This is a genomic window from Alteromonas pelagimontana (assembly GCF_002499975.2).
Taxonomy (GTDB): Bacteria; Pseudomonadota; Gammaproteobacteria; order Enterobacterales; family Alteromonadaceae; genus Alteromonas; species Alteromonas pelagimontana.
Genome location: NZ_CP052766.1, coordinates 4,008,857 through 4,034,144 on the forward strand (window position 1 = coordinate 4,008,857; position 25,288 = coordinate 4,034,144).

A 25,288-nucleotide genomic window follows, 5' to 3' on the forward strand; every position below is an offset into this window, starting at 1 on the left:
GTTGCTCCTTTAGTCGCTGAGCTCTCCGCGAAGGTTCGCCGCTAGTTGATCTTTTAATTGTGAAAATGTAAGAGATTTACTCAGTAGATAATGTAATTTGGCGAGGGCGGCTTCCGGGGTCATATCGCTGCCTGACAGCACACCGACTTCTCTAAGACTTTGTCCGGTGGCATATCCTTCCATATTAACACGTCCACGCATGCACTGAGTACAGTTGAGTACCACGATCTCACGCTCTTGAGCGTAGGCTAGCTGTTTAAGCAACTTAGGTTGTTGTGGCGCGTTGCCCACACCATAGCTAAGTAGAATTAACGCGTTAACAGGCTGCTGCAGAGTATTTTTAATGACTTCTGAAGCAATGCCCGGATACAGGCTGATCAATCCAATCGGCTGTGCAGTCACAGGACTAACCTTCATAGGGATGGAAGTAGATTCTGCGAGTTTTCCCGCTTTCAACCGAATACTAATGCCTGCTTCGAGTAGTGGCGGAAAGTTGGGTGAATCAAACGCGTTGAAGCCATCTGCATCCACTTTACGGCTACGATTCCCGCGAAAAAGTTTGTTGTTAAAGAACAACCCAACTTCAGCAATGGGATAATTTGCAGCGATATACAGCGCATTTAGCAGATTTACCTGACCATCGGATCGAAGCTCTGCCAACGGAATTTGTGAGCCTGTTACAATCACCGGTTTGCAAAGATTTTCCAGCATAAAACTCAACGCCGAGGCCGTATAAGCCATGGTATCCGTACCGTGTAGGATAATAAACCCGTCATAGCGGTCGTAGTTAATCGCGATATCATCGGCAATTCGTTGCCAATCAGAGGGATTCATATCAGACGAATCAATTAAATTTCCGTACTCCTGCAACGTAAACAATGGCATTTCCGGACGGTGAAATTCGGGCATGGCAGAGAGTGTTTGGCTTAAAAATCCTGCGGCTGGCACGTAGCCATGAGAGGACGGCTTCATTCCAATAGTGCCGCCTGTATAGGCGATATAAATGTGTTTGCGCATAAGCATTCCGATTTTTGCGCTTATTGTAACAAGGTGGGTATGAATGTCATCTATCTAAAGCACCACTGATTAAGGGACAGCGTAAAAGCAATATGGCTGCTAGCACGAATAAGAGAATTCGATGTATACGGGAGCGACGAAGAAGTGCTGATTGAAGAGGCTGCGCCTCAGAGCAACCGCGTGAGTGAGCGAAAAACCATCAGCTGAGAAAAATAGGTAAAAGTTTCTTAGCCGAAACGCCGCAGATTCTCCCTGATGGCTCTGCTGGAGCATCCATGCTCCAGAAGTTTTGCTAACAAACTTTCACTTTTTATTTGAAGAATGTTCACGATTCCGCCTCGGGCTACCCCAAGCCATAACCGCAAAGAACATCAAGCGCTGATTCACCAATTAACAGGGTGAAAGAAAAAATTCATTACACTTATCTCAGTAGAACCCGGGACGCCTCCACAATCAATTGGGTATGAATAATTATATATAGGTATAAAACTTACATGGCAAGCATTAGGTTTTTCCTTGCGTCAAAATAGGAAAGCAGCATAATTAGTTCAAATACAGCGGTTGAAACAATTCGTAGCACCTTATGCAAAACAATAAAGGAAGTTTGGTATGCGTGGGCCCAGGTATGACCCTCGGTGCTCATATGTCTGTACGCTGTCGCAGTCACATTGAGAACGCAGAAGTAGTGTTTACCAGTTGTCATCCGCTTATGGAGAGCTGGATCGAAACGATGAATCCAGACGTACGGTCACTCCAGCACCTGTACGCGGAACACAAAGATCGCAGAATCACCTATCGCGAAATGCTGGTTCGGATAATGGCTGAAGTTCGACAGGGAAAACGGGTAGTCGGTGCGTTTTACGGGCATCCCGGAGTGTTTGCGCAGGTACCACATCACGCTATAGCGAAGGCTCGGGAAGAAGGATTTTCCGCGCACATGGAACCTGGAATATCAGCCGAAGATTGTCTTTACGCAGACATGGGAATTGATCCTGGGGCCTTTGGGTGTCAGCACTTCGAAACCAGTCAATTTATGTTCTATCATCGCCGTTTCGACCCTACTGCCTATCTTATTTTATGGCAGGTAGCCTTAGCGGGTGATCTGACAATTTCAAAACGGATAAGTAGCCGAGGGGAGCGCCAGATTCTGGTAGATCTTCTTTTACAAACCTATCCTGCCGACCATTTGGTAGCTTTATATGAGTGTCCGACCTTAATTACCGATAAGGTAAGAATAGATTGGGTACCGTTAAACAAACTGGCTGATGCACAATTGCAGCCGATAACCACACTTGTTGTTCCTCCTGCACAAAAACTTTCTAAAAATACGGCTATACTTGCGCAACTGGAACAACTTCATAAACTGGAAGGAAAATAGTATGGGTCCCATTATAGTTCTGGAACAACTTGCACAAGACGTTAATGCATCATATGAGAATTTAACCGTTGCGCAACAGCAGGAAATTGCGGAGCTTAAAGCCTCTGCAGCTGATATCAATGCCATTATGGCGATAGTAGAACCTACCGATCCAAATGATCCCGCACCAATGCCCGACGATCATCCTGAAAAAGATCCTCGCTAGGGAACCAGTCGTTTTGAGGAATAGGTTTTGCCAAAATACCTGATCGGGCTTTTGTGTGTTGTATGGTTGCAGGTTACGTTTGCCTCAGGTGCCAGTTTACTCGAGCAATCTGACAAGCTACGGTTGTCTGATACACAAAAGGCGCTGACGCTTTTCATGCAGATTGAAAGGCAAGGCCTTTCTCCTCAAGAAAAACTTCATTATCGATATCTAGAAGCCTACTTCAGTACGTTTGAAGGTGACCTACAGCGTACGCTTTCACTATATAGAGAATTATTGGATGAGGTGCCGGCGTCGTCACCTTTGAAGGTGCGAATACTCACCTCAATGCTGGGTATAGCATCCTATTCCGAACAATGGGGAGTAAGTGTAGAGCTGGCCGAACAGTTAGACGCAATGTTGGCGCATATTGCGGATACTAAAGTGTTAATTGATGCCTACAAGGGCTTACTCATTTTTTATAACAGTACTGAGCAAGCCAGAATGGCACTGACTTATGCTGAAAAGATTTTGGCGAGTCCTGACATCACCGTTGAGCAGCGCTGCTTCGCGCTCACGATGCAAAATGAAATCGTAGTGAGGGAGTCTAACACTTCAGAAAAGCAATTTTCCCGCGCTATTACCATTTGTGAAGCAGCTGAACAACCTTACTACGTTGCTTCTAACTATGTTCACTTGTTTTCATTTTATGTCCAGAACGGCAATATCAACAAGGCCAGAATGATATTTGAAGATACGCAAAGTCAGGTTGAAGCGCTTGACGTCGCCTTTCTTCAGTCAAGCTTCTTTGCAGCAGAATCTAAGTTTCACCTGGCTATGAATGAATTGGACATGGCAAGAAAAACATCTTTTGCCGTTATCAGTTTGGACAAAGCGGGCCAATTTTTACCTCCAAAAATTGAAGCTTATAAGGTTCTGGTTGAAGTGGCCAAACAGAAAGGTGAGTATGAACGTGCCTTAACGTTACTGGAAAAGCAGAACTCCCTAAAAGAAACGTTGCACAGTGAACGCGTCGTAAAAGCATTGGCGTTACAGCAGGCCAAATACGATTTGAAAGCGAAGGAAAACGAGATTGCGCTTCTCGACAAAAAGAACAAGCTCCTTGGCACTGAATCGGATCTTAGAAGACAGCAGATCGAAAGCGCACTACTTGCGCTGGTGTTCACCTCAATAACGGTTATCGGTTTACTCTGCTGGACATACCGTAGCCGTAAAATCCAACACAGGCTTAAAGTGCTTGCCACCACAGACTCATTAACGGGATGTGCTAATCGGGGTTATTTCTCCGACATAGCGACAAAAGTTTTGAAGACCGCCTCCCGCCAGGGGAGTCCGGTATGTATGCTACTTCTAGACTTGGATTACTTTAAACGGGTCAATGATAACTACGGTCATCAGGTGGGGGATTGGGTACTACGGGAGGTGGTAAACGCGATAAACACTGTTTCGGATAAAAACTGTACTTTGGGTCGTATGGGCGGAGAAGAATTTGGCATGTTAATTACGGATGCAGATGTTAAAGAAGGTTTAGTATTTGCCGAACAGTGTCGTGAAGCTATCGAAATGATTGATTCATCAGTGTCGGGACATTCATTTTCGGTATCGGCGAGCTTTGGCGTGAGTGATACCCGTCAGGTAGGATACAATTTGGATAATCTTTTCTCGGCTGCTGACCTGGCGTTATATCAATCCAAAAAATATGGCCGCAATCAGGTATACGAATACGATCAACATTTGTACTCCGGTACCTAAGCATGAGTTGTAATTTTGGGGCTGAACCTAATCGAAAAGAGATAAGTCTTATAATTTACGTTCAATGAACTGTGTTGTGATTACGTGAATGGGTATTGCCCCTTCAAAAGAAAGGGCAAACAATTTTTTATTTCACTTCATGACCAGCGGCCTGACGATCTGCGTGATAGCTGGACCGTACCATGGGACCACAGGCTGCATGAGAAAAACCGATACTTTTAGCATAATCTCCCAACGCATCAAATTCTTGTGGGTGAACGTATTTTTTCACAGGAAAATGGTGACGGCTTGGCTGTAAATACTGCCCCAACGTTAACATATCCACATTATGCGCACGTAAATCGCGAAGCACGCCTTGAATTTCTTCACTTTCTTCGCCCATTCCCATCATTAAACCAGATTTGGTAGGGATGTGAGGATGTTGCTCTTTAAACTTTTTCAATAGATCAAGAGACCATTGGTAATTCGCTCCCGGACGGCACTCCCGATACAATCTTGGAATAGTTTCCAGGTTATGATTAAAAACATCAGGTACGCCGTGCTGAAAGATATCAAGGGCGCGATCCATACGGCCGCGAAAGTCTGGTACCAACACTTCAATAGTTGTAGTGGGGCTATGCTCGCGGATGGCATTAATACAATCAACAAAGTGTTGTGCGCCGCCGTCGCGCAAATCATCTCTATCTACAGACGTTATTACCACGTAACGCAGGTTCATTTCTGCAATTGTTTTTGCCAGTTTTTCTGGTTCTTCGGCACTCGGAGGGAGGGGCTTGCCGTGGGCGACATCGCAAAAAGGACAACGCCGTGTGCAGATGTCTCCCAAAATCATAAATGTCGCCGTGCCATGATTGAAACATTCTGCAAGATTAGGGCAACTGGCTTCTTCACATACTGAGTGCAGATTGTTTTTACGAAGCGTTTGTTTTATGTGATCTATTCGGTCGGTGGTGCGCGGAAGTTTGATTTTTATCCATTCAGGTTTGCGCAACATTTCTTCTTTCTCGGAGGGAATAATCGTCACCGGAATATGTTTCACTTTTTCATCGTCGCGGAGTTTTACTCCGGCTTGTGGACGTGCATTACTCATCAAAACCTTCTTTGCGTTGTATATGCTGAATCTGTAATTGATCCAGTAATTTTTGTACAAGAGCCGGGCCAGCTTCCGCAACTGTGGCAGGACCGCCGAGCCGTCGAGTATCAGTCATTTCCATTCCTGCGTATCCACAGGGATTGATTCGGGTAAAAGGTGCCAAGTCCATATTAACATTCAACGCCAGTCCATGGAATGAACAACCGCGCCTGATACGCAAACCTAACGAGCAGATTTTCATCTCTTCGACATAAACGCCAGGTGCATCCTTCTTGGCGTAGGCTGTAATATCAAAATCTGCCAGTAACTGAATAACCGCGTTTTCCATGGCGTTCACCAGATGTCGTACACCTAACTTCCGCCGTTTAACATCCAGCATCAGATAAACCACTTGCTGCCCCGGCCCGTGATACGTTACCTGCCCGCCGCGATCCACGTTTACAACCGGAATATTTCCCGGCAGTAGAATGTGCTCGGCTTTGCCTGCCTGGCCTTGAGTAAAAACCGGCTCATGCTCTACCAGCCAAATTTCATCTGCCGCATCGCTGTTGCGAGTGTCAGTGAAAGTTTGCATGGTCTGCCACACCGGCAAATACTGGCGTAGGTTCAGCTGCCGGACAATGACCGAATCAGTATTATCGTTCACCTATAAAACAACCCGCACAAGCTCTAAATCTGCCAGTTCGGTGTACAAGGTTTCCATATGCTCTTTACTGGTTACGCGAACGCTAATAGAAAGAGAGTGATAGTTACCCTTACTACTGGGTTTTACCGTGGGCGAATAGTCGCCGGGGGCATGTTGCTGTAAACACGCAATTACCTGAGCTGGCAGGTCTTCGTGGGCAACTCCCATTACTTTAAATGTCTGATAGGTCGGAAAATCGAGTAGTTCATCGAAATGGGTATCCATGAGATATCCTTGACTGCAATCTATAAAAACAAAAACGGCCGGATTATAGCAAATCTGGCCGTCTTTGAACTAGTGGAATGCGTTGATTAGGAGGGTTATTCGTCCAAACCTAATTTCAGCATCACGTAATCCATCATACGGTCTATAAAACCACCTTCGTTCACTTCCTGCAAAGTCACTAAAGGGTATTCAGCTACGTCTTCACCATCTAACTGAATATAAAGTTTACCTACCACTTGGCCTTTTGCCAGCGGCGCTTCAAGTTTTTTATTCAGTTCAAAATTGGCTTCAAGATTTTCAGCCTGACCGCGTGGAATGGTAATGGGGGTAGATTGGTTAATTCCAAGGTCTACAGTCTCTCTGTCGCCCATAAATATACGATGGGAGACAAAACTTTCTCCGGCTTTATAAGGAGTAATCGTTTCATAAAAACGAAAACCGTAACGTAACAGTTTCTTATTTTCTTCTTTGCGTGCGCGCTCGCTTTCGGTTCCCATTACCACAGAAATTAACCGCATTCCGCCTTGTTCGGCAGAGGTAATTAAGCTGTAACCTGCATCCGACGTGTGGCCGGTTTTTATGCCATCAACATTCAGGCTTTGATCCCATAGCAGGCTGTTTCGGTTGTATTGCTTAATACCGTTATAGGTAAACTCTTTTTCACTGTAGATAGCATAGATTTCAGGTGTTTCTGCCACTATAGCGCGAGAAAGCGTGGCCATATCCCGCGGAGTAGTGAAGTGTTCAGGGTCATGTAAGCCATGGCTATTGACAAAATGCGAAGAAGACATTCCCAATGCTTGTGCATGGGCATTCATCATACTTGCAAAGGCACTTTCCGACCCTGCTACATGCTCTGCCATTGCGACGCACGCGTCATTACCTGACTGCACGATAATTCCTCGCATTAAATCTGCGACAGATACCTGAGTGCCAACTTCGATAAACATTTTAGACGAGTCAGGAAATTTCTTCGCCCACGCGTTCTCCGAAACGGTAACAATATCGTCCATACTGATATTGCCAGCTTCCAATTCCTTACCAATAGCATAAGCGGTCATCATTTTGGTTAAGCTGGCGGGATCAAGCTGCATGTCAGCATTTTTTTCGGCAATGATATGTCCTGTCTCATAATCCATTAATACAAAACCTTCCGCTGCGACACTCGGCGCCGGCGGAATAACCGTAGCGCTGTAAGCAAAAGAAGCAAAGAAGGTTAACAACAGTATACAGGCTGCCACCATTTTAGAGATTGCAGACGATTTAGCGCGATTAATATTATTATACATGGTGATAATTTTTACCGTTTTTTTGATTGGGAATGACTTATCGAGGGAATTCTAACTTAAGCCCCCCACTAGGACTAGGCTTTGCGGGAAAAGTTTAGTGTTTTCTACCAGCAAGTGGGAGTTTCCTCGACAATGTCACAAAATAGAACGATGAAATTCAATTCTCATCGCCAACGCGAAATGGTCCTGCGTTCTTAAGCACATTTTAGAATGACTAAGGTAGACCCATACCCAACCACGCTACATCTGCTATAACTCAGTTCCCACTGTGTATGCACCGGGATAGCCATTTTGCTTTAGGTCCGCAAGCAGCATTTGTACCTGGAAACGATCAGTAAGGGGACCAAGACGTAGTCTATAGATGTTATCAATAAAGGGAATTTCTGTTGGCACTTGATAAAGAGCGGATAACAAGCTGGAAACTGATTTGGCTTTCTCAATGTCACTCAGCGCAGCAACTTGAATATATACGCCATCGCTATCAACTGTCGATGCTGGCTTAAGCGTTTCTTCAGGTGGGGTTTCAAGCCCCGCATATTGAGCATAGCTGACGGTGGGTTGGTTGCCAACTGTAACATTATTGTTCTCATCAAAGTGAATCACCTCAAGTTTTACCCGCGCAGTGCCCTGAGCCTGGTACCCCAGCTTTATCGCTGCCGCATAGGATAAATCGATAATTCTATCGGAATGAAAAGGGCCGCGGTCATTGACTCGCACAATTACCTGTTTATCATTTTCCAGATTGGTGACTCTTACGTAAGAGGGCAAAGGCAGTGTGGTATGGGCTGCCGACATGGCAAACATATTATAGGTTTCGCCGTTTGATGTAAGATGGCCGTGGAATTTTTGCCCATACCAAGAGGCATAGCCCGTTTGTTCGAAACCTTTTCCGGTCTGCAGCGGATAATAACGTTTACCAAGCACTTCATAGGGACGGCTGCTATATTCACGATAGGGTTCATATTGCGGCGTAGCATCCTCAATACTTGGCTCAGCGTAGGCGAACGTAGGTGCGGAGTCTTGCTGCTGACTATATCGGCTGGAAGACTGACATCCAACTAAAGATGTGACAAAAAACAGAGCTAGAAAGTATGAAAACCGCATTACCGTGATAAAAACCGCTTTTGTGTGCCAATTGCCATCAGGATGCCAAACCCTGCCAACAATGTCACCATTGATGTGCCGCCGTAACTGATTAATGGAAGAGGAACACCCACAACAGGCAAAAGCCCGGAAACCATTCCCATATTAACAAATACATAGACAAAGAAGGTGAGAGTAATGCTGCCAGCCAATAGCTTGGTGTAAGGATCTTGAGCTCGGTTGGCAATAATTAACCCACGCACGATGATAAAAATATATATAGCAAGTAAACCTAGAATGCCCAGCAGACCAAATTCTTCACTAAACACAGCAAATATGAAATCCGTATGTCGCTCAGGTAAAAACTCAAGTTGAGACTGCGTTCCCTGTAGCCATCCCTTTCCCTCAAGTCCTCCGGAGCCTATCGCAATTTTCGACTGAATAATATGATAACCAGAGCCAAGAGGATCGGTTTCCGGATTGAGAAAAGTGATCACGCGCAGCTTTTGGTACTCCTGCATCAGGAAGTACCACATAATGGGGAGGAAGGCTCCACCTAGCGCTGCCACAAAGCCAATCAGTTTCCAACTCATTCCGGCAAGAAAAATAGCGAAAATCCCAGAGCTCGCAATAAGTAAGGATGTACCCAGATCCGGTTGTTTAGCAATAAGAATTGTGGGTACAAGAACCAGCATGAAACTAACAAACACCTGAAGTAAGCGGGGAGGCAAAGTAAACTTGCTGATATACCACGCCACCATCATAGGTACGGCCAATTTCATTAATTCTGACGGTTGAAAGCGAATAAATTTAAGATCCAGCCAACGTTGCGCACCTTTTCCCACGTCCCCAAACAGGAGGACTGCTACTAACATCAGCAACCCAAGGATGTACGTATAAGGGGAGAAACGCCGATAAGCTAGTGGAGGAAGCTGTGCCATCCCAAACATAAAAGCCAACGCAATACCAAGCCTTGCTAACTGGCGTTCCATCTGCTCAATATCCTGTCCGGATGCTGAATAGAGGGTGATGAGCCCCACGCCCATCAGCGCCAACAACCCCAACAGCAGTACGCCATCAATGTGCAGCTTTTGCAAAAATGTAGTGGGATTGTTTTTCAACGTATTTCTGTTCATTCCGCCGCCTTAGTCAACGTGTTGTTTGTGACAATTTCAGGTTCGGAAAAATCTTTGTAGCGGAAATAAAAGTCCATAACTTCTCTGGCAAGCGGGGCGGCGTTTGAGCTGCCTCCGCCCGCATTTTCAAGAACTACTGACACCGACACCTCAGGATCCTCAAATGGCGCATACGCGACAAACATGGCGTTATCCCTCAGATGTTCTGACACACTCTCTGCTTCGTATGATTCATTTTGTCCGACAGAAAATAACTGTGCCGTACCTGATTTACCGCCAGCCTGGTATTTTGCATCACTAAACGCTTTCCGTCCCGTACCGTCTTCACCGTGAATAACATCATGCATTGCGCCGAGAATAATGTTCCAGTTCTTTCGCTCTGAGATGGGAACCGGACGCAGTGTTTTTAGCGGTTCCATAAGAACCTCGCCGTCTTTATTACGATAACCTTGCATAATTTGCGGTATATAACGTTCGCCGTAGTTGATCAAAGCGTTCAGGGCATGGTTTAACTGAATGGGAGTGGCTGTCCAGTAACTTTGTCCAATTCCAACCGGAATGGTATCGCCGATATACCACTGTTGATCAAATCTTGCCCGTTTCCAGCCTCGACTTGGCATATTGGCATCAGATTCTTCATATAAATCAATGCCGGTATAATCCCCGAAACCAAATTCTGACATCGACTCACTGATCCGGTCAATTCCCAGCTTATAGGCAAGATCGTAGTAAAAAGTATCGCAGGAAACTTCAATAGCTTTGGTGACATTGACTTTGCCGTGCCCCCATTTTTTCCAGTCACGCCAGACATGAGAAACGTTGGGTAACTTGTAGCGTCCGGTATCATTGATAGTGGTTTTGACATTTATTACATTATCCTCAAGACCTATTAAACCTAAAAAAGGCTTAACGGTGGATGCTGGAGGATATTGTCCTTGTGTGGCCCGGTTTATCAACGGCCTACCAGGAGAATTCAAAAGCCGGCTATAATTGGCTTGGCTGATGCCATGCACAAATAAATTTGGATCATAGCTTGGGCTTGAAAACATCGCCAGTACCCCTCCTGTTTTAGGCGATGTGATGACAATGGAGCCGCGTTGCCCTTTGAGTGCACGTTCAGTCGCCATCTGCAACTCCAGATCAATATTTAGAACGATATCTCGTCCCGGCACAGGAGGGTCAACACTAAGTGTGCGAATAATACGTCCCTGACTGTTCACTTCTACCTGCTGATACCCGACCTGACCGTGGAGTTTTTCTTCATGGAACTTTTCGATGCCGAGCTTTCCGATGTCATAGGTGGCGGCGTAATTTGCTTCCTGACCTGCTTCTACTAATTTCTGCAGATCTTTTTCATTAATTTTTGCTACATAGCCCAAAACGTGGGTTAGGGTTTTTCCAAAAGGGTAAAAACGTGATAAACGAGCCTCAATAGAAACACCAGGGAAACGATGCTTTTGCGCCGAAAACGTCGCCACTTCCTGTTCGGTTAACTGGCTTCGCAGCGCAACAGGCTTAAACCGGCGCTGGCTTTTTAGCGTGTTAAAGAAATTTTCTTTTTCTTCTTCTGTAATTCCCATTAGCCAAGTCAGTTCCTTCAACGTGGCATCTAAATCTTCTATCTGCTCTGGGACCAACTCTAAACTGAATACGGGCTTGTTTTCTGCCAATATTGTGCCATTGCGGTCATAGATTAGGCCGCGATTAGGCGCAATGGGCAAGACTTTGATCCTGTTGCCATTGGATCGCGTCTGATAATCTTCGTGCTGCTCTACTTGTAGACTATAAAGATTGCGTACTACAACCCCCAGCGCGATGAGCACAATCAACATAGCGACTGCTGTGCGCCGGGCAAACAGATTTGCTTCTGCAGTATGGTCGCGGATGATCTGACGTTTTCTGGCCATACTGCCTATTCCCTATGGTAAGGGTGGTTTTGGACGACAGACCAGGCGCGATAAAGACTTTCCGCTACAATAATGCGCACCAGAGGGTGGGGCAGTGTCAGTGGAGAAAGCGACCATCTTTGCTCAGACAATTGAATACATTCTGGGGCGAGTCCTTCGGGGCCGCCTATCAATAGGCTGATGTCGCGACCGTCCATCTTCCACGCCTCCAGTTGGGTGGCTAATTGCGGTGTATCCCACGGCTTTCCGGTTACTTCAAGAGTAACAATGCGATTTCCTTTCGGGATCGCCGTGAGCATCGCTTCTCCTTCTTTTTGCAAAATGCGTTTGATGTCAGCGTTCTTGCCTCTTTTCCCTGCGGCAATTTCGTTAAAAAAAACAGGCATATCAGGTGGGAAACGTCGAATAAATTCATCGACTCCGGCAGCAACCCACGCAGGCATTTTTGTTCCAACTGCGACAATCTGTATACGCACAGGCTCAGTATTTCCTCACACTAACTAACAGAATACTTCACTGAAAACAGCGAGCTACATAAATAACTTTCAGCAGGCCCCGCGGCCAGGTAAATTTTAAGACCACAGTTTTTCTAATTGATAAAAATCCCGCGTTTCATCTTGCATAACATGAACAATGATTTCACCCAGATCTACCAATACCCACTCTCCGGTTTCTTTTCCTTCCACACTGAGAGGAAGGTGCCCCACCTGTTTCGCTTCTACAACCAAATTATCGGCAATTGCTGAAACATGACGTTTGGAATTGCCTGAGCAAACAATCATCATATCAGTAATGGTGGATTTACCTTGTACATCCAGCTGGACAACATCTCTGCCTTTCATATCGTCAATTTTGTCAATGACAAACTGTTTGAGCTTATTACTCTCCAAAAGTTCTCCTCGGTAGGTCGCAAAATTCAGGCATACAGCCTGTGTTGTTGGATATAGTCTATAACGCTTGGCAAAAGCCAATCTGCTACTCTTTCAATTTGGTTAGACGCCATATCTGGCGATCTAAACATTTCTCGTAATTGCGTCGAAGAAACTGTTTTCAACGACGTATGAGCGAAGTATAACCCGCCTGCAGGGCAAAAGGTTAGTGCTCTTGCTGAATCTACCTCATGTTGTTCAATCAGCAACTGTAAATCTTTCTGCAACCCGGCAGGCTTTTCATCGCCAGCGACATCCCGTTTTACCACCACCAGGTGAGCCAACTTCAGAAGCTCGCGCCAGTCGTTCCATTGAGGCAGGCTATGCCAGGAGTCTTCTCCCATAATAAAGATTATCGGTTGTGTGGGAGAATCTTTACGCAGATGTCGTAGCGTTTTTGAGGTATAGGAAGGCGTGCCTAAGGATAATTCCACTAACTCAGGATAAAGCTGAGAGTGATGGGCGCAAACAAGCTTCACCATATTTACCCGATGTTTTTCCGCTATTCCCTCGGTGGATTTATGGGGAGGTAGCTTACAGGGCATAAGGCCAAGTTGATCTATACCTATTTGACTAATGGCTTGTAGCGCAGGTTCGACATGGCCCTTGTGGGGTGGGTTAAACGTGCCCCCGAGCAGGGCTATAGGATGGCGTCCGCTCATTGATCTTAATCCATAAACGGTAATGTTTGTAGCGGTATTGCTAAAAACAGCATGCAAAGATGGCATATTTTTATATACGGTCGTACTACGGTTTGTTGTTTAAACGCGATATCTGCATCACGTAGCTGATCTCGTATTACCGTTAGTGTGTTTTTCGACAATCTGTTCAATGCTGCCTGATATAAAGCTTGCTTATTTCTCCAGATACCGTGTCGTTGCCATTGGATTGCTTCTCCTTCATCCAGCATTCGCCGCAATTTCCAAAGTAGTTGCCATTCACGCAATAGTGCCCAGATAATAATATTCGGTTCAATACCTTCGCTTTCCAAACGGTAGAGCATTTTGATACAGCGTTGTTGTTCCCCCCCCAGCATGACATCAATCAACTGAAATACATTGTAGCGGGATTGATCCACCATTGCGGCTTCAACTTGGTCCTCGGTAATATGTTGTTGATCAAACAACAGTGACAACTTCTGTATTTCTTGTTTGGCGGCCAGCATATTGCCTTCACAAAAATCAGCGATAAGCTTGACGCAGGCTGGGGTGGTAGAGACGTTAGCAAGCTGTAACTGTTGCTGAACCCAGCTGTAGAGTTGCTTTCCCTCAAGTGCATAGCTCAGTGAGAAGACACCTATCTCATCGAGCACTTTAAACCATTTAGCTTTTTGCACATCTTTAGCTATGCGCGGCCCGTGAATGATAAGCAAAATGTCTGTGCCCAGCGTCGCTGCAATGGTCTGCAAAACCTTACTACCTTCTGTTCCGGGTTTTCCAGTCGGTAATTCTAGTTCAATAAGCTGCTGAGAGGAAAAGAGAGACAGCGTTTGCGTAGCCTCAAGTAATGCGCTCCATGAAAACTCCTTATCGGCGACAAATACGGTTCTCTCCGTAAACCCCTGTTGCCTGGCGCTGTTTCTTACCGCTTCTATCATTTCAAATTTCTGTTGCGGCTCATCGCCGAACAGCAGATAGACCGGTTTAAGAGAGCGGCTAATCTCCTGGTTGAACTGATTCGGGTAAACCTGCATAAATTAGCGTGCTACTCAATATCGCTGACAGGAGACTGGCTGGCAAGGCGCCGGATGATTCTATCTGCTGCCTCCTGTCGCATCTCCTGCAGTACCAGATTAAGTTCTCTGGTTTTCGCCAGAACCTGGGCAGGATCATCCTGATAATCTCTGAGAACCTCAAAATATGCAGAAACCGCTTCTTGATCGGGAAATATCACCTGATAGTTTACGCCATATATCAGCTCATATTCGGCGACCTGTCCAGTCGAAAATACCGAAAGCAGCCGCCTTTCTAGTTGCTCAGGCATAATCCTGATCAGCACAGTGTGATCAGGATTAGGAGTATCAGCAAGGTCGCCTGCCTGAATATCGTAAACTTCTAAGCGTTGTTTTAACGCTCGGGCAAGTGGAGCATGTGCTTGCGCAGAAGTCACGGCAACATAATTCACCGAAGGAGGTAAAGGTTGATTGCCGCGAAGCGAAAAACCACAGCTGGCCAACGCCAGGCTGACCAGAAATAGTGGTAGAAAAGCATAGCTTCTTATCATCAGTTCGCCACGATATTTACAAGCTTACCAGGCACGACAATAACTTTGCGCACCGTTTTCCCCTCGGTAAATTGCTGAACGTTTGGTTGCGCAATAGCCAAGGTTTCAACTTCTTCTTTAGGGGCGTCAGCGGCTACCGTAATTTTTGCCCGTACTTTCCCGTTCACCTGAACAATAATCAGCTTTTCATCTTCTACCAATGCGGCAGAGTCTGCTTGAGGCCAGGCTACGGTTTCAATATCTTCTGAATGTCCTAGTGCTTTCCACAATGTATGGCTGATATGAGGCGTAATGGGATTCAGAATCAAAAGCAGTGCTTCGACGGCTTCGCGCATTACCGCAACATCGGCATCAGATTCCTGTGAGGCTTTTTGCAAATGGTTCAAAAGCTCCATCACTGCGGCTACTGCAGTATTAAAGGTTTGACGACGACCAAGATCATCCGTAACTTTATCGATGGTTTTATGCACTTCACGACGCAGCGCTTGCTGCTCTTTGTTCAGGGCGTTTTTCTTCAGCGGGGCTGGTGCGCCGTTGTCAATATGGTCGGTAACCAACTTCCATACACGACGTAGAAAACGATTAGCCCCTTCGACGCCAGAATCCACCCATTCAAGTGTCTGTTCTGGTGGCGCGGCGAACATAGTAAATAAGCGAACGGTGTCAGCACCGTACTGATCAATAACCTGTTGAGGGTCGATACCATTATTTTTCGATTTCGACATTTTGGTCATGCCGCCGTGCTCGACGGGCGTGCCATCTTTGGTCAGCCATGCTTTTATAATGCGGCCTTTATCATCTTTTTCGGTACTGACATCAGTGGGAGAAAACCAGGTTTTCTTACCAGCATCGTCTTCCGAAAAATAGGAATCGGCCAGCACCATACCCTGGCAGAGAAGACGTTTATAAGGTTCATCGGAATCGACCAGACCTTCATCGCGTAGCAACTTGTGGAAAAAGCGTGAGTACAACAAGTGTAAAATCGCATGTTCGATACCACCAATATACTGATCTACTGGTAACCAGTAATTAGCCTGCGCCGGGTCAAGCATGGCAGTATCATTCTGTGCACACGAATAACGGGCGTAGTACCAGGATGATTCCATAAAGGTATCAAACGTATCTGTTTCCCGTAAAACCTCTTCGCCATTCAGGGTTGTTTTTGCCCAATCCGGGTCTGCCTTTATCGGTGATGTCACGCCATTCATTTCTACATCTTCAGGCAATAGCACGGGCAGATCTTCGGCTGGAACCGGCGCAGATTCTCCGTTAGGCAGCTTTAACATAGGAATAGGCGCGCCCCAATACCGCTGGCGACTAACGCCCCAGTCGCGAAGGCGATAATTGACTTTCCGCTTTCCACTGCCTCGGGCTTCTAGTGCGCTGGATATTTGCTCGAACGCCTCGGTAAATAACAAGCCATTAAACTTATCAGAGTTAATAAGTACACCTTTTTCAGTGTAGGCGCTGGTTGCTAAATCACACTTATCCTCAGCACCCTCAACCGGTGCAATAACCTGAGCAATCGGCAGCTTATACTTGGCGGCGAACTCCCAGTCGCGCTGATCATGGCCTGGCACGGCCATTACAGCACCTGAGCCATAATCCATCAGTACAAAGTTCGCTATCCAAATCGGTACTTTATCGCCGGTCAGCGGATGAACTGCGAATAAGCCAGTATCGCAACCTTTTTTCTCCATGGTTGCCATTTCGGCTTCGGCGACTTTGGTGTTTTTACATTCTTCAATGAAAGCGGAAATTTGCGGATTCGTTGCGCCGGCAAATTCTGCTATAGGATGCTGTGCGGCCACGGCAACGTAGGTCACGCCATAAAACGTATCCGGACGAGTGGTGTAGACTGTTAAATCACTCACATCACCCGCAGCTTGTGCCAATTCGAAAGTGATTTCCACACCTTCTGAACGCCCAATCCAGTTTGCCTGCATTGCCTTAACCTGATCTGGCCACTGCTCGAGTTGTTCAAGGTCTTGAAGCAGTTCCTCGGCATAATCGGTAATTTTGATAAACCACTGAGGAATTTCTTTTTGCTCAACCAATGCGCCGGAGCGCCAGCCACGACCATCAATAACTTGCTCATTCGCCAGTACGGTTTGATCTATCGGATCCCAGTTTACCGTTGCATGCTTTTTATAAACCAGACCTTTTTCGTACAAACGGGTAAAAAACCATTGTTCCCAACGGTAATAATCTGGTTTGCAGGTGGCGACTTCACGATCCCAGTCATACCCAAAACCTAAAGACTTTAACTGGTCTTTCATGTAATCAATATTGGCATACGTCCATTTGGCAGGGGCAGTACTGTTGTTAATTGCAGCATTTTCTGCGGGTAAACCGAAAGCGTCCCAACCCATAGGCTGCATCACGTTTTTCCCTTGCATACGCTGGAAACGACTGATTACATCACCGATGGTATAATTGCGTACATGGCCCATATGAAGCCGCCCACTGGGGTAAGGAAACATTGAAAGGCAGTAAAATTTTTCCTTATCAGGATTTTCAACCGCTTTGAAGGACTGATTATTTTCCCAGTATTGTTGAACGGCTTGTTCTATTTGCTTAGGGTGGTACTGTTTTTCGGCCATGAAACTAAGGCTTCCGCGTTTAAAATATGTCTATGTATCGGGTCGCATAGAATACCCCAGCGGCCTGCGTTGTCACAATAGCAGGTGCAGATTTTCTGCCAGGGAAACATTATTTTTGCCGTAATCTCCTAGAGATCGAATCCGATGTGTATTGTTTAATGGTCATAACCTTTTCTTTAAATTCTGACGGTAAAGATAAAGCTTTTCGAGAGTCTGCCTCATTTCTATGATATTTTTATCAGCTAGTTCATGATTAGTTATATAGATGCTGTTGGACGGGGTATTTTCAAACCTGCTCCGTCAGAACTTGGACTAACAATGCCGGGTTCAGTGAGGACGCCCTAGTTAAAACTCGCTGAAGTTTTTGTGAGATACGGAGTCAATCGCGATTACTGCTTATCCAAAAATTTGAGGTAGGCCGAACGCGATTCAATAAAGAGAAAATACTTACTATGTCAGGCGCTGCCAATTATACGCCTCTATTACCAACGCAACTTTCTCCCGGTATTAACCGAAGAATTATCAATCAGGCACTAAATGATGACGACGTGATGAATACGACGTTCATCGGTCAGGAACGTGCTCGCGAAGCGCTTACTTTTGGCCTGGGCATCAACGCTAAAGGATATAATCTTTATGTAATGGGCGAACCCGCGACCGGTCGATTTTCGCTGGTGAAAGATTATATTGAGCGTCAGGTTGCTACCTTACCGACTCCGGATGATTGGTGTTACATCAATAACTTTGATGAAGAACGGGAACCTTATGTTTTACGTATGCCGCCAGGCGGGGGAAAAGCGTTCTATAAAGATATGAGCGGATTGATAAATGAGCTGCTTGACACGTTTCCAGCCGCCTTTGATCATCCGGGGTATCAGCGTAAGAAAGCGTCAATTGCGCGGGAATTTGATCAGCGGTACGATAAAGCTATTGATGCAGTAGAGCGGTACGCGCAGGCACACCAGGTCGCGCTTCTTGAAGAGGGTGGAGCAATACGTTTTGCGCCAATCATCGACGGTAAACCTGTGGATGATTCCGAATTCTCACAACTAACTGATGAAAAGCGGCAGTACTACTACAACCTTGTTGATGAACTGGAAAATCGTTTAAGCGAAAGCCTGTTAGCTTTACCTACCTGGAAACGAGAAAACTCAGAACAAATTCGTAAGCTGAATAAAGATACTGCTGAACAAGGAACCCGACCTTTATTAAAGGCCCTTGAGCACAAATATGCTGGCCACCTGGGAATTTTAAAATATCTTCGGCAGTTACGCGTACCCCTCGTTAACACTATTGTTTCTTTGCTTTCCGATGAAAGTAAAGAAGAGAAGCCCGACGAAGTTGATAAACGGCTTCTGCTTGAAGAGCAATTTTTGCCTAACGTTGTTATCGGCCATACGATTTCCCAAGGCGCGCCGGTAATTTATGAACCCAACCCCACGTATCAGAACTTGTTCGGTAAGGTTGAATACACGAATGTTCATGGCAGCGTTTACACCAACTATCGAATGATACGGCCGGGCGCGCTACATAAAGCAAATGGCGGATATTTATTATTGGAAATGGATCATCTTATCGAGCAGCCGTATGTATGGGAGGTGTTGAAGCTCGCCATCAAGTCGGGTTCTTTAAAGATGGATTTTCCTCAGCAGGACGTAGGGATGGTAAATGCCATCACCCTTGACCCTCAGCCTGTTGAGTTAAACGTAAAAGTTATTTTGCTTGGTTCCCGGGATCTTTATTATACGTTGCAAGATTACGATGACGAGTTTGCGGAATTATTTCGGGTACTGGTAGATTTCGATTATGAAATTCCCTTAACTCGCCAGGCTCTTTATGATTTTGTCGGTAGAGTGCGGGTACACATTCGCCAGATAGGAATGAAAGGTATTACCTCTAACGCGATGCGTCGGTTGGTAGAGTATTCATTGCGAATGGCTGAGCACCAGGAAAAGCTATCGGCCCATTTTGCCCACGTCATTGAGCTTATTAATGAAGCACAGTTTTTTAGTTGTAAAACGGCTGATGATATTCTTGATATTCAGCATATAGAAATTGCGCTAACAGCGAAAAAGCGGCGTACGGGAAGAGTCAGTCAATCATTGTTGAACGATATCAAAGAAGGCCATGTATTAATTGCTACAGACGGTATGGCTGTTGGTAAAGTGAATGGCCTTACCGTATTGGATGTTGGAGATACCGCATTTGGCACGCCAGCACGCATCACCTCAACCGTGTATGCTGGTGCAAACGGAGTGGTGGATATTGAACGGGAAGTTGAGCTAGGTCAGCCGATTCACTCCAAAGGCGTCATGTTGCTGAACGGCTACCTCGGCAATAAATATGCCCAGCATTTTCCATTAACTCTGTCGGCCAATATTGCGCTGGAGCAATCCTACGGTCACATTGACGGTGACAGTGCCTCTTTGGGAGAGCTTATTGCCCTGATTTCAGCGCTTACAGAAATACCCGCCAATCAAGCGCTTGCTGTAACGGGTTCAATTAATCAGTATGGTGAAGTGCAGGCGGTCGGCGGAGTAAACGAAAAAATCGAAGGCTTCTTCGATTTATGTCAGCACCGAGGATTGACGGGGAAGCAGGGAGTTGTCATCCCTAAATCGAATGCCGTGAACCTGGTGTTAAATGCGGCGGTAATTGATGCGGTAAAAAAAGGACAATTTAGTATATACGCTGTAGAAACAGTTGATGAGGCATTAACCATACTAATGCAAAAAGAGGCGGGCAAAATGACGTCCCGCGGCAGGTATCCGAAAAATACCGTAAATTACCACGCCGTAAACCGACTCTATAACATTGCGTTAATTGTTAATGGTGGCGAAGAATAGCGAGGGGGCAGGGTATTATTCCTGTTCTGTTCCCCTCACTAAACCCGCGACGGGTAGTAAGCGTTACTTGGGCGGCATTCTAAGGGCACCATCTAGTCTAATAGTTTCACCATTAAGATAGGCATTGTCGGCAATATGCAGCACTAATTTGGCAAACTCTTCAGGTAATCCCAGACGTTTAGGATACTGCACATTGGAATACAGCGCCTCCTGCACGTTTTCAGGCATTGCCAGCAACATAGGCGTTCCCATTACGCCTGGCGCAATGGTATTCACGCGAATGCCAAGCGGAGCCAAGTCTCTCGCCATTGGTAAAGTTAACGCGATAATCCCACCTTTACTGGCTGCGTAGGCAGTTTGACCAATCTGACCTTCATACCCGGCAACTGAGGCGGTATTAATAATTACCCCACGCTCATTATCATCGTCAGATAAAGAAGTCTGAGATGCCATTGCCTGGGCAACAAGACGCGCAACATTAAAGCTTCCGACAAGGTTAATATCTATTGTTTTTTGGAAATCAGCGAGGGGAGCAGCAGTACCTTCACGATTTAACAGGCGCTTCGCGGGAGCGATGCCTGCACAATTCACACAAAGGTGAATCTCTTTGAACCGTTCCTTAACGGCATCAATGGCTTGCTGTACATCCGATTCCTGGCGAACATCTACCTTATGAAACACGGTTCCGTCTGCGCCAAGCTCGTTTACCCGCTGCACACCTAATTCTTCATTAAGGTCTAACAACCCAACGTTTGCGCCAGCCTGTCGTAGCGCAATAGCGGTGGCGTGACCCAATCCTGAACAGCCACCTGTCACAATGGCCGTAGCACCTGATAAATTCATGCAAATACCTGCTTTTCGATAACGAAAACGCATAGTACTGACAGGTGAAGCAGAAAACTATGTTTCGAGCCAGATTAGGAAAAACAGATTCTAGTGTTTTGGCAACTGTATTTTACGCTCTTCACTGGGGCGAAAAAGCACCAGGGTATGGCCAATAGCCTGAACTTTGATTGAATCTGTTTCCCGCACAATCGCATCCATTATCAATGTCTTTTCTTCTCTGTCATCAGTGGGAACTTTAACTTTAATCAGTTCATGATAGTTGAGCGCATTGTTAATTTCAGCAACGACTCCCTCTGTGAGGCCGTTTGCACCAAGTTGAACAACAGGCTTTAATGCGTGTGCTAAACCTTTAAGAAATTGTTTTTGTTTATTTGAAAGCTTCATTTAATAGGTTTTCTTACAATTATTATGATAATTACATCTTGAAATGACGTATTCTACCGCCATCTTTACCACAATCCTAATCAGAATGCGCTGAAATGGCAAAAAAGAAGTATATAGCCGGCATCATGTACATGTGGATTTCAGGAACGCTGTTAAGGCTAGAAAATTTCGGATTCAAGTTAGATAGCAGATCTGCTTGAAACAGACTCTACGTTAAATGGATTTATTGAAATTGAAGGTAATGGCGAGGATTGCTACTGACACTGTTGTTGGCCAGCATTTTTTTCCCTGTCCTCTCAAAAAATGTTTTGAACAGGTTGTTGAACGGAATCAATGGGAACTTCGTAGAAATAGCATTGCCTGAGCTTGGCGCTTTTAATTTGTCAGGAAGTATGAACGTCCTTTTTCTTTTATAAAGGCAAGAAGTCAGCCAGAACGGAAAACGAACGTGCGGTTGATAAGGTGTAGTAAGTAGGGCTTTGAAATTTTGACTGAAGGAGTTTCGTTAATATTTCATTGCCTTTGTTGGTTTTACTTTATTATTCTTTAAAATGACAACTCCGATTTTTGCGCGTTGTGCTGTTTTTAGCGCATTATGCTTAGGAAGTCTGGTGGCATGTGGTTATAAAGTGTAGTAATCTTGGTGTGCGATGAAAGGAACGTATTTCGTTACGGAAAGCACGGGTGGCAAGCATTTTCTAGTAATTTCATTACTTGTTATGTAGTTTACTTGATGAATGCGTCAGTACGATTCCGGTTTTTTAGAGGTTAGTAGCATTGAGCGATATGGCAAAAAATTTAATCTTATGGTTGGTTATCGCCGTTGTGTTGATGTCGGTGTTTCAAAGCTTTTCACCTGGTGAATCGACGCGAGCGCAAACAGATTACACAACTTTCTTAAAAGAAGCGAAACAAGGCAACATTCGTGAAGTCCGCATTGATAGTGACTCCAGAGAAATTCGGGGCACTAAGCGTTCGGGTGAAACGTTCGTAACATACATTCCTTATTTTGATGATCAGTTAATTACTGATTTAATCAAACAGGATGTTCGTATTCTGGGTGAGCCACCAGAAAAGCCGTCAATTCTTACATCAATTTTTATCTCCTGGTTTCCAATGCTGCTTCTTATTGGTGTGTGGATATTTTTCATGCGTCAAATGCAAGGGGGCGGTGGTCGTGGTGCTATGTCGTTTGGCAAAAGTAAGGCGCGCCTGCTAGGGGAAGATCAAATTAAAACCACATTTGCCGACGTGGCAGGTTGTGATGAAGCCAAAGAAGACGTTGCGGAGTTAGTGGACTTTCTCCGTGATCCATCAAAATTCCAGAAACTGGGCGGTAAAATTCCCAAAGGCGTATTGATGGTTGGCCCTCCTGGAACGGGTAAAACGTTACTGGCCAAAGCTATTGCCGGGGAAGCAAAAGTTCCATTCTTCACCATTTCCGGTTCAGATTTTGTAGAAATGTTTGTTGGTGTGGGAGCGTCTCGGGTTCGGGATATGTTCGAACAAGCTAAGAAAGCAGCACCGTGTATTATCTTTATTGACGAAATTGATGCGGTAGGTCGCCAACGCGGGGCAGGTTTGGGAGGAGGTCATGATGAACGTGAGCAAACTCTTAACCAGATGTTGGTGGAAATGGACGGGTTTGAAGGCCACGAAGGAATTATCGTGATTGCCGCGACTAACCGCCCAGATGTACTTGATCCTGCGTTATTACGTCCAGGCCGATTCGATAGACAAGTTATTGTCGGACTGCCGGACATTCGCGGTCGTGAGCAAATTCTTAAAGTACACATGCGTAAAGTACCGACGGGCGATAATGTAGATGCCGCAGTAATTGCCCGAGGAACTCCTGGCTTCTCTGGTGCAGATTTAGCCAATTTGGTTAATGAAGCTGCGTTATTTGCTGCTCGGTCCAACAAGCGATTAGTGTCAATGGAAGAATTTGATAAGGCTAAAGACAAAATCATGATGGGCGCTGAGCGTAAATCGATGGTGATGTCAGAAAATGAAAAAGCCATGACAGCCTATCACGAAGCGGGTCACGCTATTGTGGGACGCCTGGTGCCAGAACACGACCCAGTGTACAAGGTGTCGATTATACCTCGAGGCAGAGCGTTGGGTGTAACAATGTATCTACCAGAAAGAGATAGAGTCAGCCACTCTAAGCAGCATTTGGAAAGTATGATTTCCAGCTTATTCGGCGGCCGGATAGCAGAACAAATCATTTATGGTGACGAGAAAGTTACCACAGGTGCGTCTAACGACATTGAACGAGCCACGGACATTGCGCGCAAAATGGTAACGCAGTGGGGCTTGTCCAGTAAAATGGGGCCAATGCTTTATGCAGAGGAAGAAGGGGAAGTTTTCCTTGGAAAAACGATGTCTAAAGCATCGCATATGTCAGACGATACCGCTCGCGCTATTGATGCTGAAATTAAAGCCGTAATCGATAGTAACTATGATAGGGCGAAAAAGATTCTCATCGAGAATGAAGATATTCTGCATACGATGAAAGACGCTTTAATGAAATACGAGACCATCGATGCGAAGCAAATTGATGATCTGATGGCGCGCCGTGATGTACGTCCTCCAGCAGACTGGGATGACCGTACACCTTCTGGCGGAGATAAGCCTACAGGTGGGAAGCCTGCCAGAGAAGGCGAAATTACCGATGATGGAATTGATAAACCATCGGTAGGTAAGCCTGGCGATTTGCCTAGCTAACTGACAATATTGTTGTTAAAAAGCGCCAGTTGATCTGGCGCTTTTTTATTGCGGGACGTGGTAAGGTCTTTCACTGAAAATCCTGAACGTCCTTACCGGCAAACGATTTTCGAGCCAAACAACTATGCATTTTAATCACATCGACTTGGACTTACAGTTCCCACAGGTTATGGGAATTTTAAACGTCACGCCGGATTCCTTTTCAGACGGAGGCGCTCACAATTCTTTGGATGCCGCCGTTCTTAAAGCGAAAGCTATGATCCGCGAAGGTGCGTCTATCATAGACGTTGGCGGCGAATCTACGCGTCCTGGCGCGCCGGAGATTACAGAAGAAGAAGAGTTAGAAAGAGTGATTCCTGTAATAAAGCGGCTTCGTCAGGAAACTGATGTGGTTATCTCAATTGATACCAGTAAAGCAACGGTCATGCGTGAAGCAGTTGCAGTTGGCGCAGGATTGATTAATGATGTGCGGGCGCTTCAGGAACCTGGAGCAATGCAGGCAGCCGTAAACGCACAGGTACCGGTATGCCTGATGCACATGAAAGGGCAACCGCGTACTATGCAGCAAAATCCTCAATATTCTGACGTAGTGGCAGAGGTGATCGAATTCCTGCAAGAGCGTATAACTGAATGTGTTGAAGCGGGCATTTCTAAAGAAAATATTATTTTGGATCCCGGTTTCGGTTTCGGTAAAAATCTGGAGCACAATTATCAGCTATTGGCGCAGTTGCCACGATTGATAGCAACGGGTTATCCCGTTCTTGTAGGCGTATCACGTAAGTCAATGATTGGACAATTACTCAATAAACCCGTTGGTGAACGTCTTGCTGGTGGTATTGCAATTGCCACAGTAGCGGCCCAGATGGGCGCGCAAGTATTCAGGGTGCACGATGTTGCTGAAACTGTCGATGCAATAAAAATTATAAACAAATTACGTGCCGTAAAATAAAAACAAAGGAG

22 protein-coding genes are annotated in these 25,288 nt (G+C 45.6%); 6 read left to right on the top strand and 16 right to left on the bottom strand.

What is annotated here, in order from left to right; translation table 11 throughout:
* Positions 1-9 precede the first annotated feature (9 nt).
* Positions 10-1,017: an asparaginase gene (gene ansA / locus CA267_RS17670; protein WP_075609563.1), complete on the bottom strand. Its 1,008-nt coding sequence runs from the start codon at positions 1,015-1,017 to the stop codon at positions 10-12.
* 583 nt (positions 1,018-1,600) lie between these two features.
* On the opposite strand from ansA, the gene CA267_RS17675 reads away from it, so the two are divergent.
* From CA267_RS17675 to CA267_RS17685, 3 genes are read left to right on the top strand one after another with little or no spacing between them, the layout of a single operon-like run.
* On the top strand, positions 1,601-2,395 hold the full coding sequence (locus CA267_RS17675; protein ID WP_075609562.1) for an SAM-dependent methyltransferase: 795 nt from the start codon (positions 1,601-1,603) through the stop codon (positions 2,393-2,395).
* 1 nt (position 2,396) lies between these two features.
* Positions 2,397-2,600 carry a hypothetical protein gene (locus CA267_RS17680; protein ID WP_075609561.1) on the top strand — a complete coding sequence of 68 codons (204 nt, stop codon included), beginning with the start codon at positions 2,397-2,399 and terminating at the stop codon, positions 2,598-2,600.
* Positions 2,601-2,627: 27 nt separating this feature from the next.
* Positions 2,628-4,352 carry a GGDEF domain-containing protein gene (locus CA267_RS17685; protein ID WP_075609560.1) on the top strand — a complete coding sequence of 575 codons (1,725 nt, stop codon included), beginning with the start codon at positions 2,628-2,630 and terminating at the stop codon, positions 4,350-4,352.
* Between the two features lie 127 nt (positions 4,353-4,479).
* Here CA267_RS17685 and lipA read toward each other — a convergent pair whose 3' ends face one another.
* The 13 genes from lipA to leuS all read right to left on the bottom strand — a co-directional run bounded on the left by lipA (position 4,480) and on the right by leuS (position 17,525).
* Positions 4,480-5,442: a lipoyl synthase gene (lipA, locus tag CA267_RS17690; RefSeq protein WP_075609559.1), complete on the bottom strand. Its 963-nt coding sequence runs from the start codon at positions 5,440-5,442 to the stop codon at positions 4,480-4,482.
* Positions 5,435-6,091 carry a lipoyl(octanoyl) transferase LipB gene (gene lipB, locus CA267_RS17695; protein WP_075609558.1) on the bottom strand — a complete coding sequence of 219 codons (657 nt, stop codon included), beginning with the start codon at positions 6,089-6,091 and terminating at the stop codon, positions 5,435-5,437. Before lipB ends, lipA begins: the two co-directional genes overlap by 8 nt.
* Positions 6,092-6,355, bottom strand: coding sequence for a DUF493 family protein YbeD (gene ybeD, locus CA267_RS17700; protein ID WP_075609557.1), 264 nt, complete (start codon positions 6,353-6,355; stop codon positions 6,092-6,094).
* Between the two features lie 95 nt (positions 6,356-6,450).
* Complete coding sequence (locus tag CA267_RS17705; protein ID WP_408609425.1) at positions 6,451-7,599, bottom strand: serine hydrolase; 1,149 nt, start codon at positions 7,597-7,599, stop codon at positions 6,451-6,453.
* A gap of 294 nt (positions 7,600-7,893) precedes the next feature.
* Positions 7,894-8,748: a septal ring lytic transglycosylase RlpA family protein gene (locus tag CA267_RS17710; RefSeq protein WP_075609555.1), complete on the bottom strand. Its 855-nt coding sequence runs from the start codon at positions 8,746-8,748 to the stop codon at positions 7,894-7,896.
* Positions 8,748-9,863 carry a rod shape-determining protein RodA gene (gene rodA, locus CA267_RS17715; RefSeq protein ID WP_075609554.1) on the bottom strand — a complete coding sequence of 372 codons (1,116 nt, stop codon included), beginning with the start codon at positions 9,861-9,863 and terminating at the stop codon, positions 8,748-8,750. The genes CA267_RS17710 and rodA overlap by 1 nt, the downstream gene beginning before the upstream one ends.
* A complete protein-coding gene (gene mrdA, locus CA267_RS17720; RefSeq protein WP_075609553.1) occupies positions 9,860-11,770 on the bottom strand; it encodes a penicillin-binding protein 2 in 1,911 nt (636 codons plus the stop codon). The genes rodA and mrdA overlap by 4 nt, the downstream gene beginning before the upstream one ends.
* Positions 11,771-11,775: 5 nt before the next feature.
* Positions 11,776-12,246 (bottom strand): 23S rRNA (pseudouridine(1915)-N(3))-methyltransferase RlmH, encoded by a 471-nt coding sequence (gene rlmH, locus CA267_RS17725; RefSeq protein ID WP_075609552.1) that lies wholly within the window; start codon positions 12,244-12,246, stop codon positions 11,776-11,778.
* Positions 12,247-12,342: 96 nt separating this feature from the next.
* The gene (gene rsfS, locus CA267_RS17730) at positions 12,343-12,660 is read right to left on the bottom strand and encodes a ribosome silencing factor (RefSeq protein ID WP_075609551.1); all 318 of its coding nucleotides are present in this window, start codon (positions 12,658-12,660) and stop codon (positions 12,343-12,345) included.
* 26 nt (positions 12,661-12,686) lie between these two features.
* Complete coding sequence (gene nadD / locus CA267_RS17735) at positions 12,687-13,361, bottom strand: nicotinate (nicotinamide) nucleotide adenylyltransferase (RefSeq protein WP_075609550.1); 675 nt, start codon at positions 13,359-13,361, stop codon at positions 12,687-12,689.
* A 5-nt stretch (positions 13,362-13,366) separates the two neighbouring features.
* Positions 13,367-14,392: a DNA polymerase III subunit delta gene (gene holA, locus CA267_RS17740; protein WP_075609549.1), complete on the bottom strand. Its 1,026-nt coding sequence runs from the start codon at positions 14,390-14,392 to the stop codon at positions 13,367-13,369.
* 11 nt (positions 14,393-14,403) lie between these two features.
* Entirely contained in the window at positions 14,404-14,922 is a 519-nt protein-coding gene (locus CA267_RS17745) for an LPS-assembly lipoprotein LptE (RefSeq protein ID WP_075609548.1), read from the bottom strand.
* Entirely contained in the window at positions 14,922-17,525 is a 2,604-nt protein-coding gene (gene leuS / locus CA267_RS17750; protein ID WP_075609547.1) for a leucine--tRNA ligase, read from the bottom strand. Before leuS ends, CA267_RS17745 begins: the two co-directional genes overlap by 1 nt.
* Positions 17,526-17,977: 452 nt before the next feature.
* On the opposite strand from leuS, the gene CA267_RS17755 reads away from it, so the two are divergent.
* Entirely contained in the window at positions 17,978-20,371 is a 2,394-nt protein-coding gene (locus CA267_RS17755; RefSeq protein ID WP_075609546.1) for a Lon protease family protein, read from the top strand.
* Positions 20,372-20,434: 63 nt separating this feature from the next.
* Here CA267_RS17755 and CA267_RS17760 read toward each other — a convergent pair whose 3' ends face one another.
* Entirely contained in the window at positions 20,435-21,214 is a 780-nt protein-coding gene (locus CA267_RS17760; RefSeq protein ID WP_075609545.1) for an SDR family NAD(P)-dependent oxidoreductase, read from the bottom strand.
* A 90-nt stretch (positions 21,215-21,304) separates the two neighbouring features.
* Positions 21,305-21,601, bottom strand: a complete 297-nt coding sequence (gene yhbY / locus CA267_RS17765) for a ribosome assembly RNA-binding protein YhbY (RefSeq protein ID WP_075609544.1) — start codon at positions 21,599-21,601, stop codon at positions 21,305-21,307.
* Positions 21,602-22,378: 777 nt separating this feature from the next.
* Here yhbY and ftsH point away from each other — a divergent pair.
* The gene (gene ftsH / locus CA267_RS17770; RefSeq protein WP_075609543.1) at positions 22,379-24,328 is read left to right on the top strand and encodes an ATP-dependent zinc metalloprotease FtsH; all 1,950 of its coding nucleotides are present in this window, start codon (positions 22,379-22,381) and stop codon (positions 24,326-24,328) included.
* Between the two features lie 124 nt (positions 24,329-24,452).
* Positions 24,453-25,277, top strand: coding sequence for a dihydropteroate synthase (gene folP, locus CA267_RS17775; protein ID WP_075609542.1), 825 nt, complete (start codon positions 24,453-24,455; stop codon positions 25,275-25,277).
* Positions 25,278-25,288: the final 11 nt, after the last annotated feature.

What these genes read in the sequence shown, in the direction of transcription:
- lipA (WP_075609559.1), bottom strand. Translation starts at nt 5,442, where the DNA reads ATGAGTAATGCACGTCCACAAGCCGGAGTAAAACTCCGCGACGATGAA.
- mrdA (WP_075609553.1), bottom strand. Translation starts at nt 11,770, where the DNA reads ATGGCCAGAAAACGTCAGATCATCCGCGACCATACTGCAGAAGCAAAT.
- CA267_RS17710 (WP_075609555.1), bottom strand. Translation starts at nt 8,748, where the DNA reads ATGCGGTTTTCATACTTTCTAGCTCTGTTTTTTGTCACATCTTTAGTT.
- ansA (WP_075609563.1), bottom strand. Translation starts at nt 1,017, where the DNA reads ATGCGCAAACACATTTATATCGCCTATACAGGCGGCACTATTGGAATG.
- CA267_RS17675 (WP_075609562.1), top strand. Translation starts at nt 1,601, where the DNA reads ATGCAAAACAATAAAGGAAGTTTGGTATGCGTGGGCCCAGGTATGACC.
- leuS (WP_075609547.1), bottom strand. Translation starts at nt 17,525, where the DNA reads ATGGCCGAAAAACAGTACCACCCTAAGCAAATAGAACAAGCCGTTCAA.
- CA267_RS17745 (WP_075609548.1), bottom strand. Translation starts at nt 14,922, where the DNA reads ATGATAAGAAGCTATGCTTTTCTACCACTATTTCTGGTCAGCCTGGCG.
- holA (WP_075609549.1), bottom strand. Translation starts at nt 14,392, where the DNA reads ATGCAGGTTTACCCGAATCAGTTCAACCAGGAGATTAGCCGCTCTCTT.
- nadD (WP_075609550.1), bottom strand. Translation starts at nt 13,361, where the DNA reads ATGAGCGGACGCCATCCTATAGCCCTGCTCGGGGGCACGTTTAACCCA.
- CA267_RS17755 (WP_075609546.1), top strand. Translation starts at nt 17,978, where the DNA reads ATGTCAGGCGCTGCCAATTATACGCCTCTATTACCAACGCAACTTTCT.
- ybeD (WP_075609557.1), bottom strand. Translation starts at nt 6,355, where the DNA reads ATGGATACCCATTTCGATGAACTACTCGATTTTCCGACCTATCAGACA.
- rodA (WP_075609554.1), bottom strand. Translation starts at nt 9,863, where the DNA reads ATGAACAGAAATACGTTGAAAAACAATCCCACTACATTTTTGCAAAAG.
- folP (WP_075609542.1), top strand. Translation starts at nt 24,453, where the DNA reads ATGCATTTTAATCACATCGACTTGGACTTACAGTTCCCACAGGTTATG.
- CA267_RS17760 (WP_075609545.1), bottom strand. Translation starts at nt 21,214, where the DNA reads ATGAATTTATCAGGTGCTACGGCCATTGTGACAGGTGGCTGTTCAGGA.
- CA267_RS17705 (WP_408609425.1), bottom strand. Translation starts at nt 7,599, where the DNA reads ATGGTGGCAGCCTGTATACTGTTGTTAACCTTCTTTGCTTCTTTTGCT.
- yhbY (WP_075609544.1), bottom strand. Translation starts at nt 21,601, where the DNA reads ATGAAGCTTTCAAATAAACAAAAACAATTTCTTAAAGGTTTAGCACAC.
- CA267_RS17680 (WP_075609561.1), top strand. Translation starts at nt 2,397, where the DNA reads ATGGGTCCCATTATAGTTCTGGAACAACTTGCACAAGACGTTAATGCA.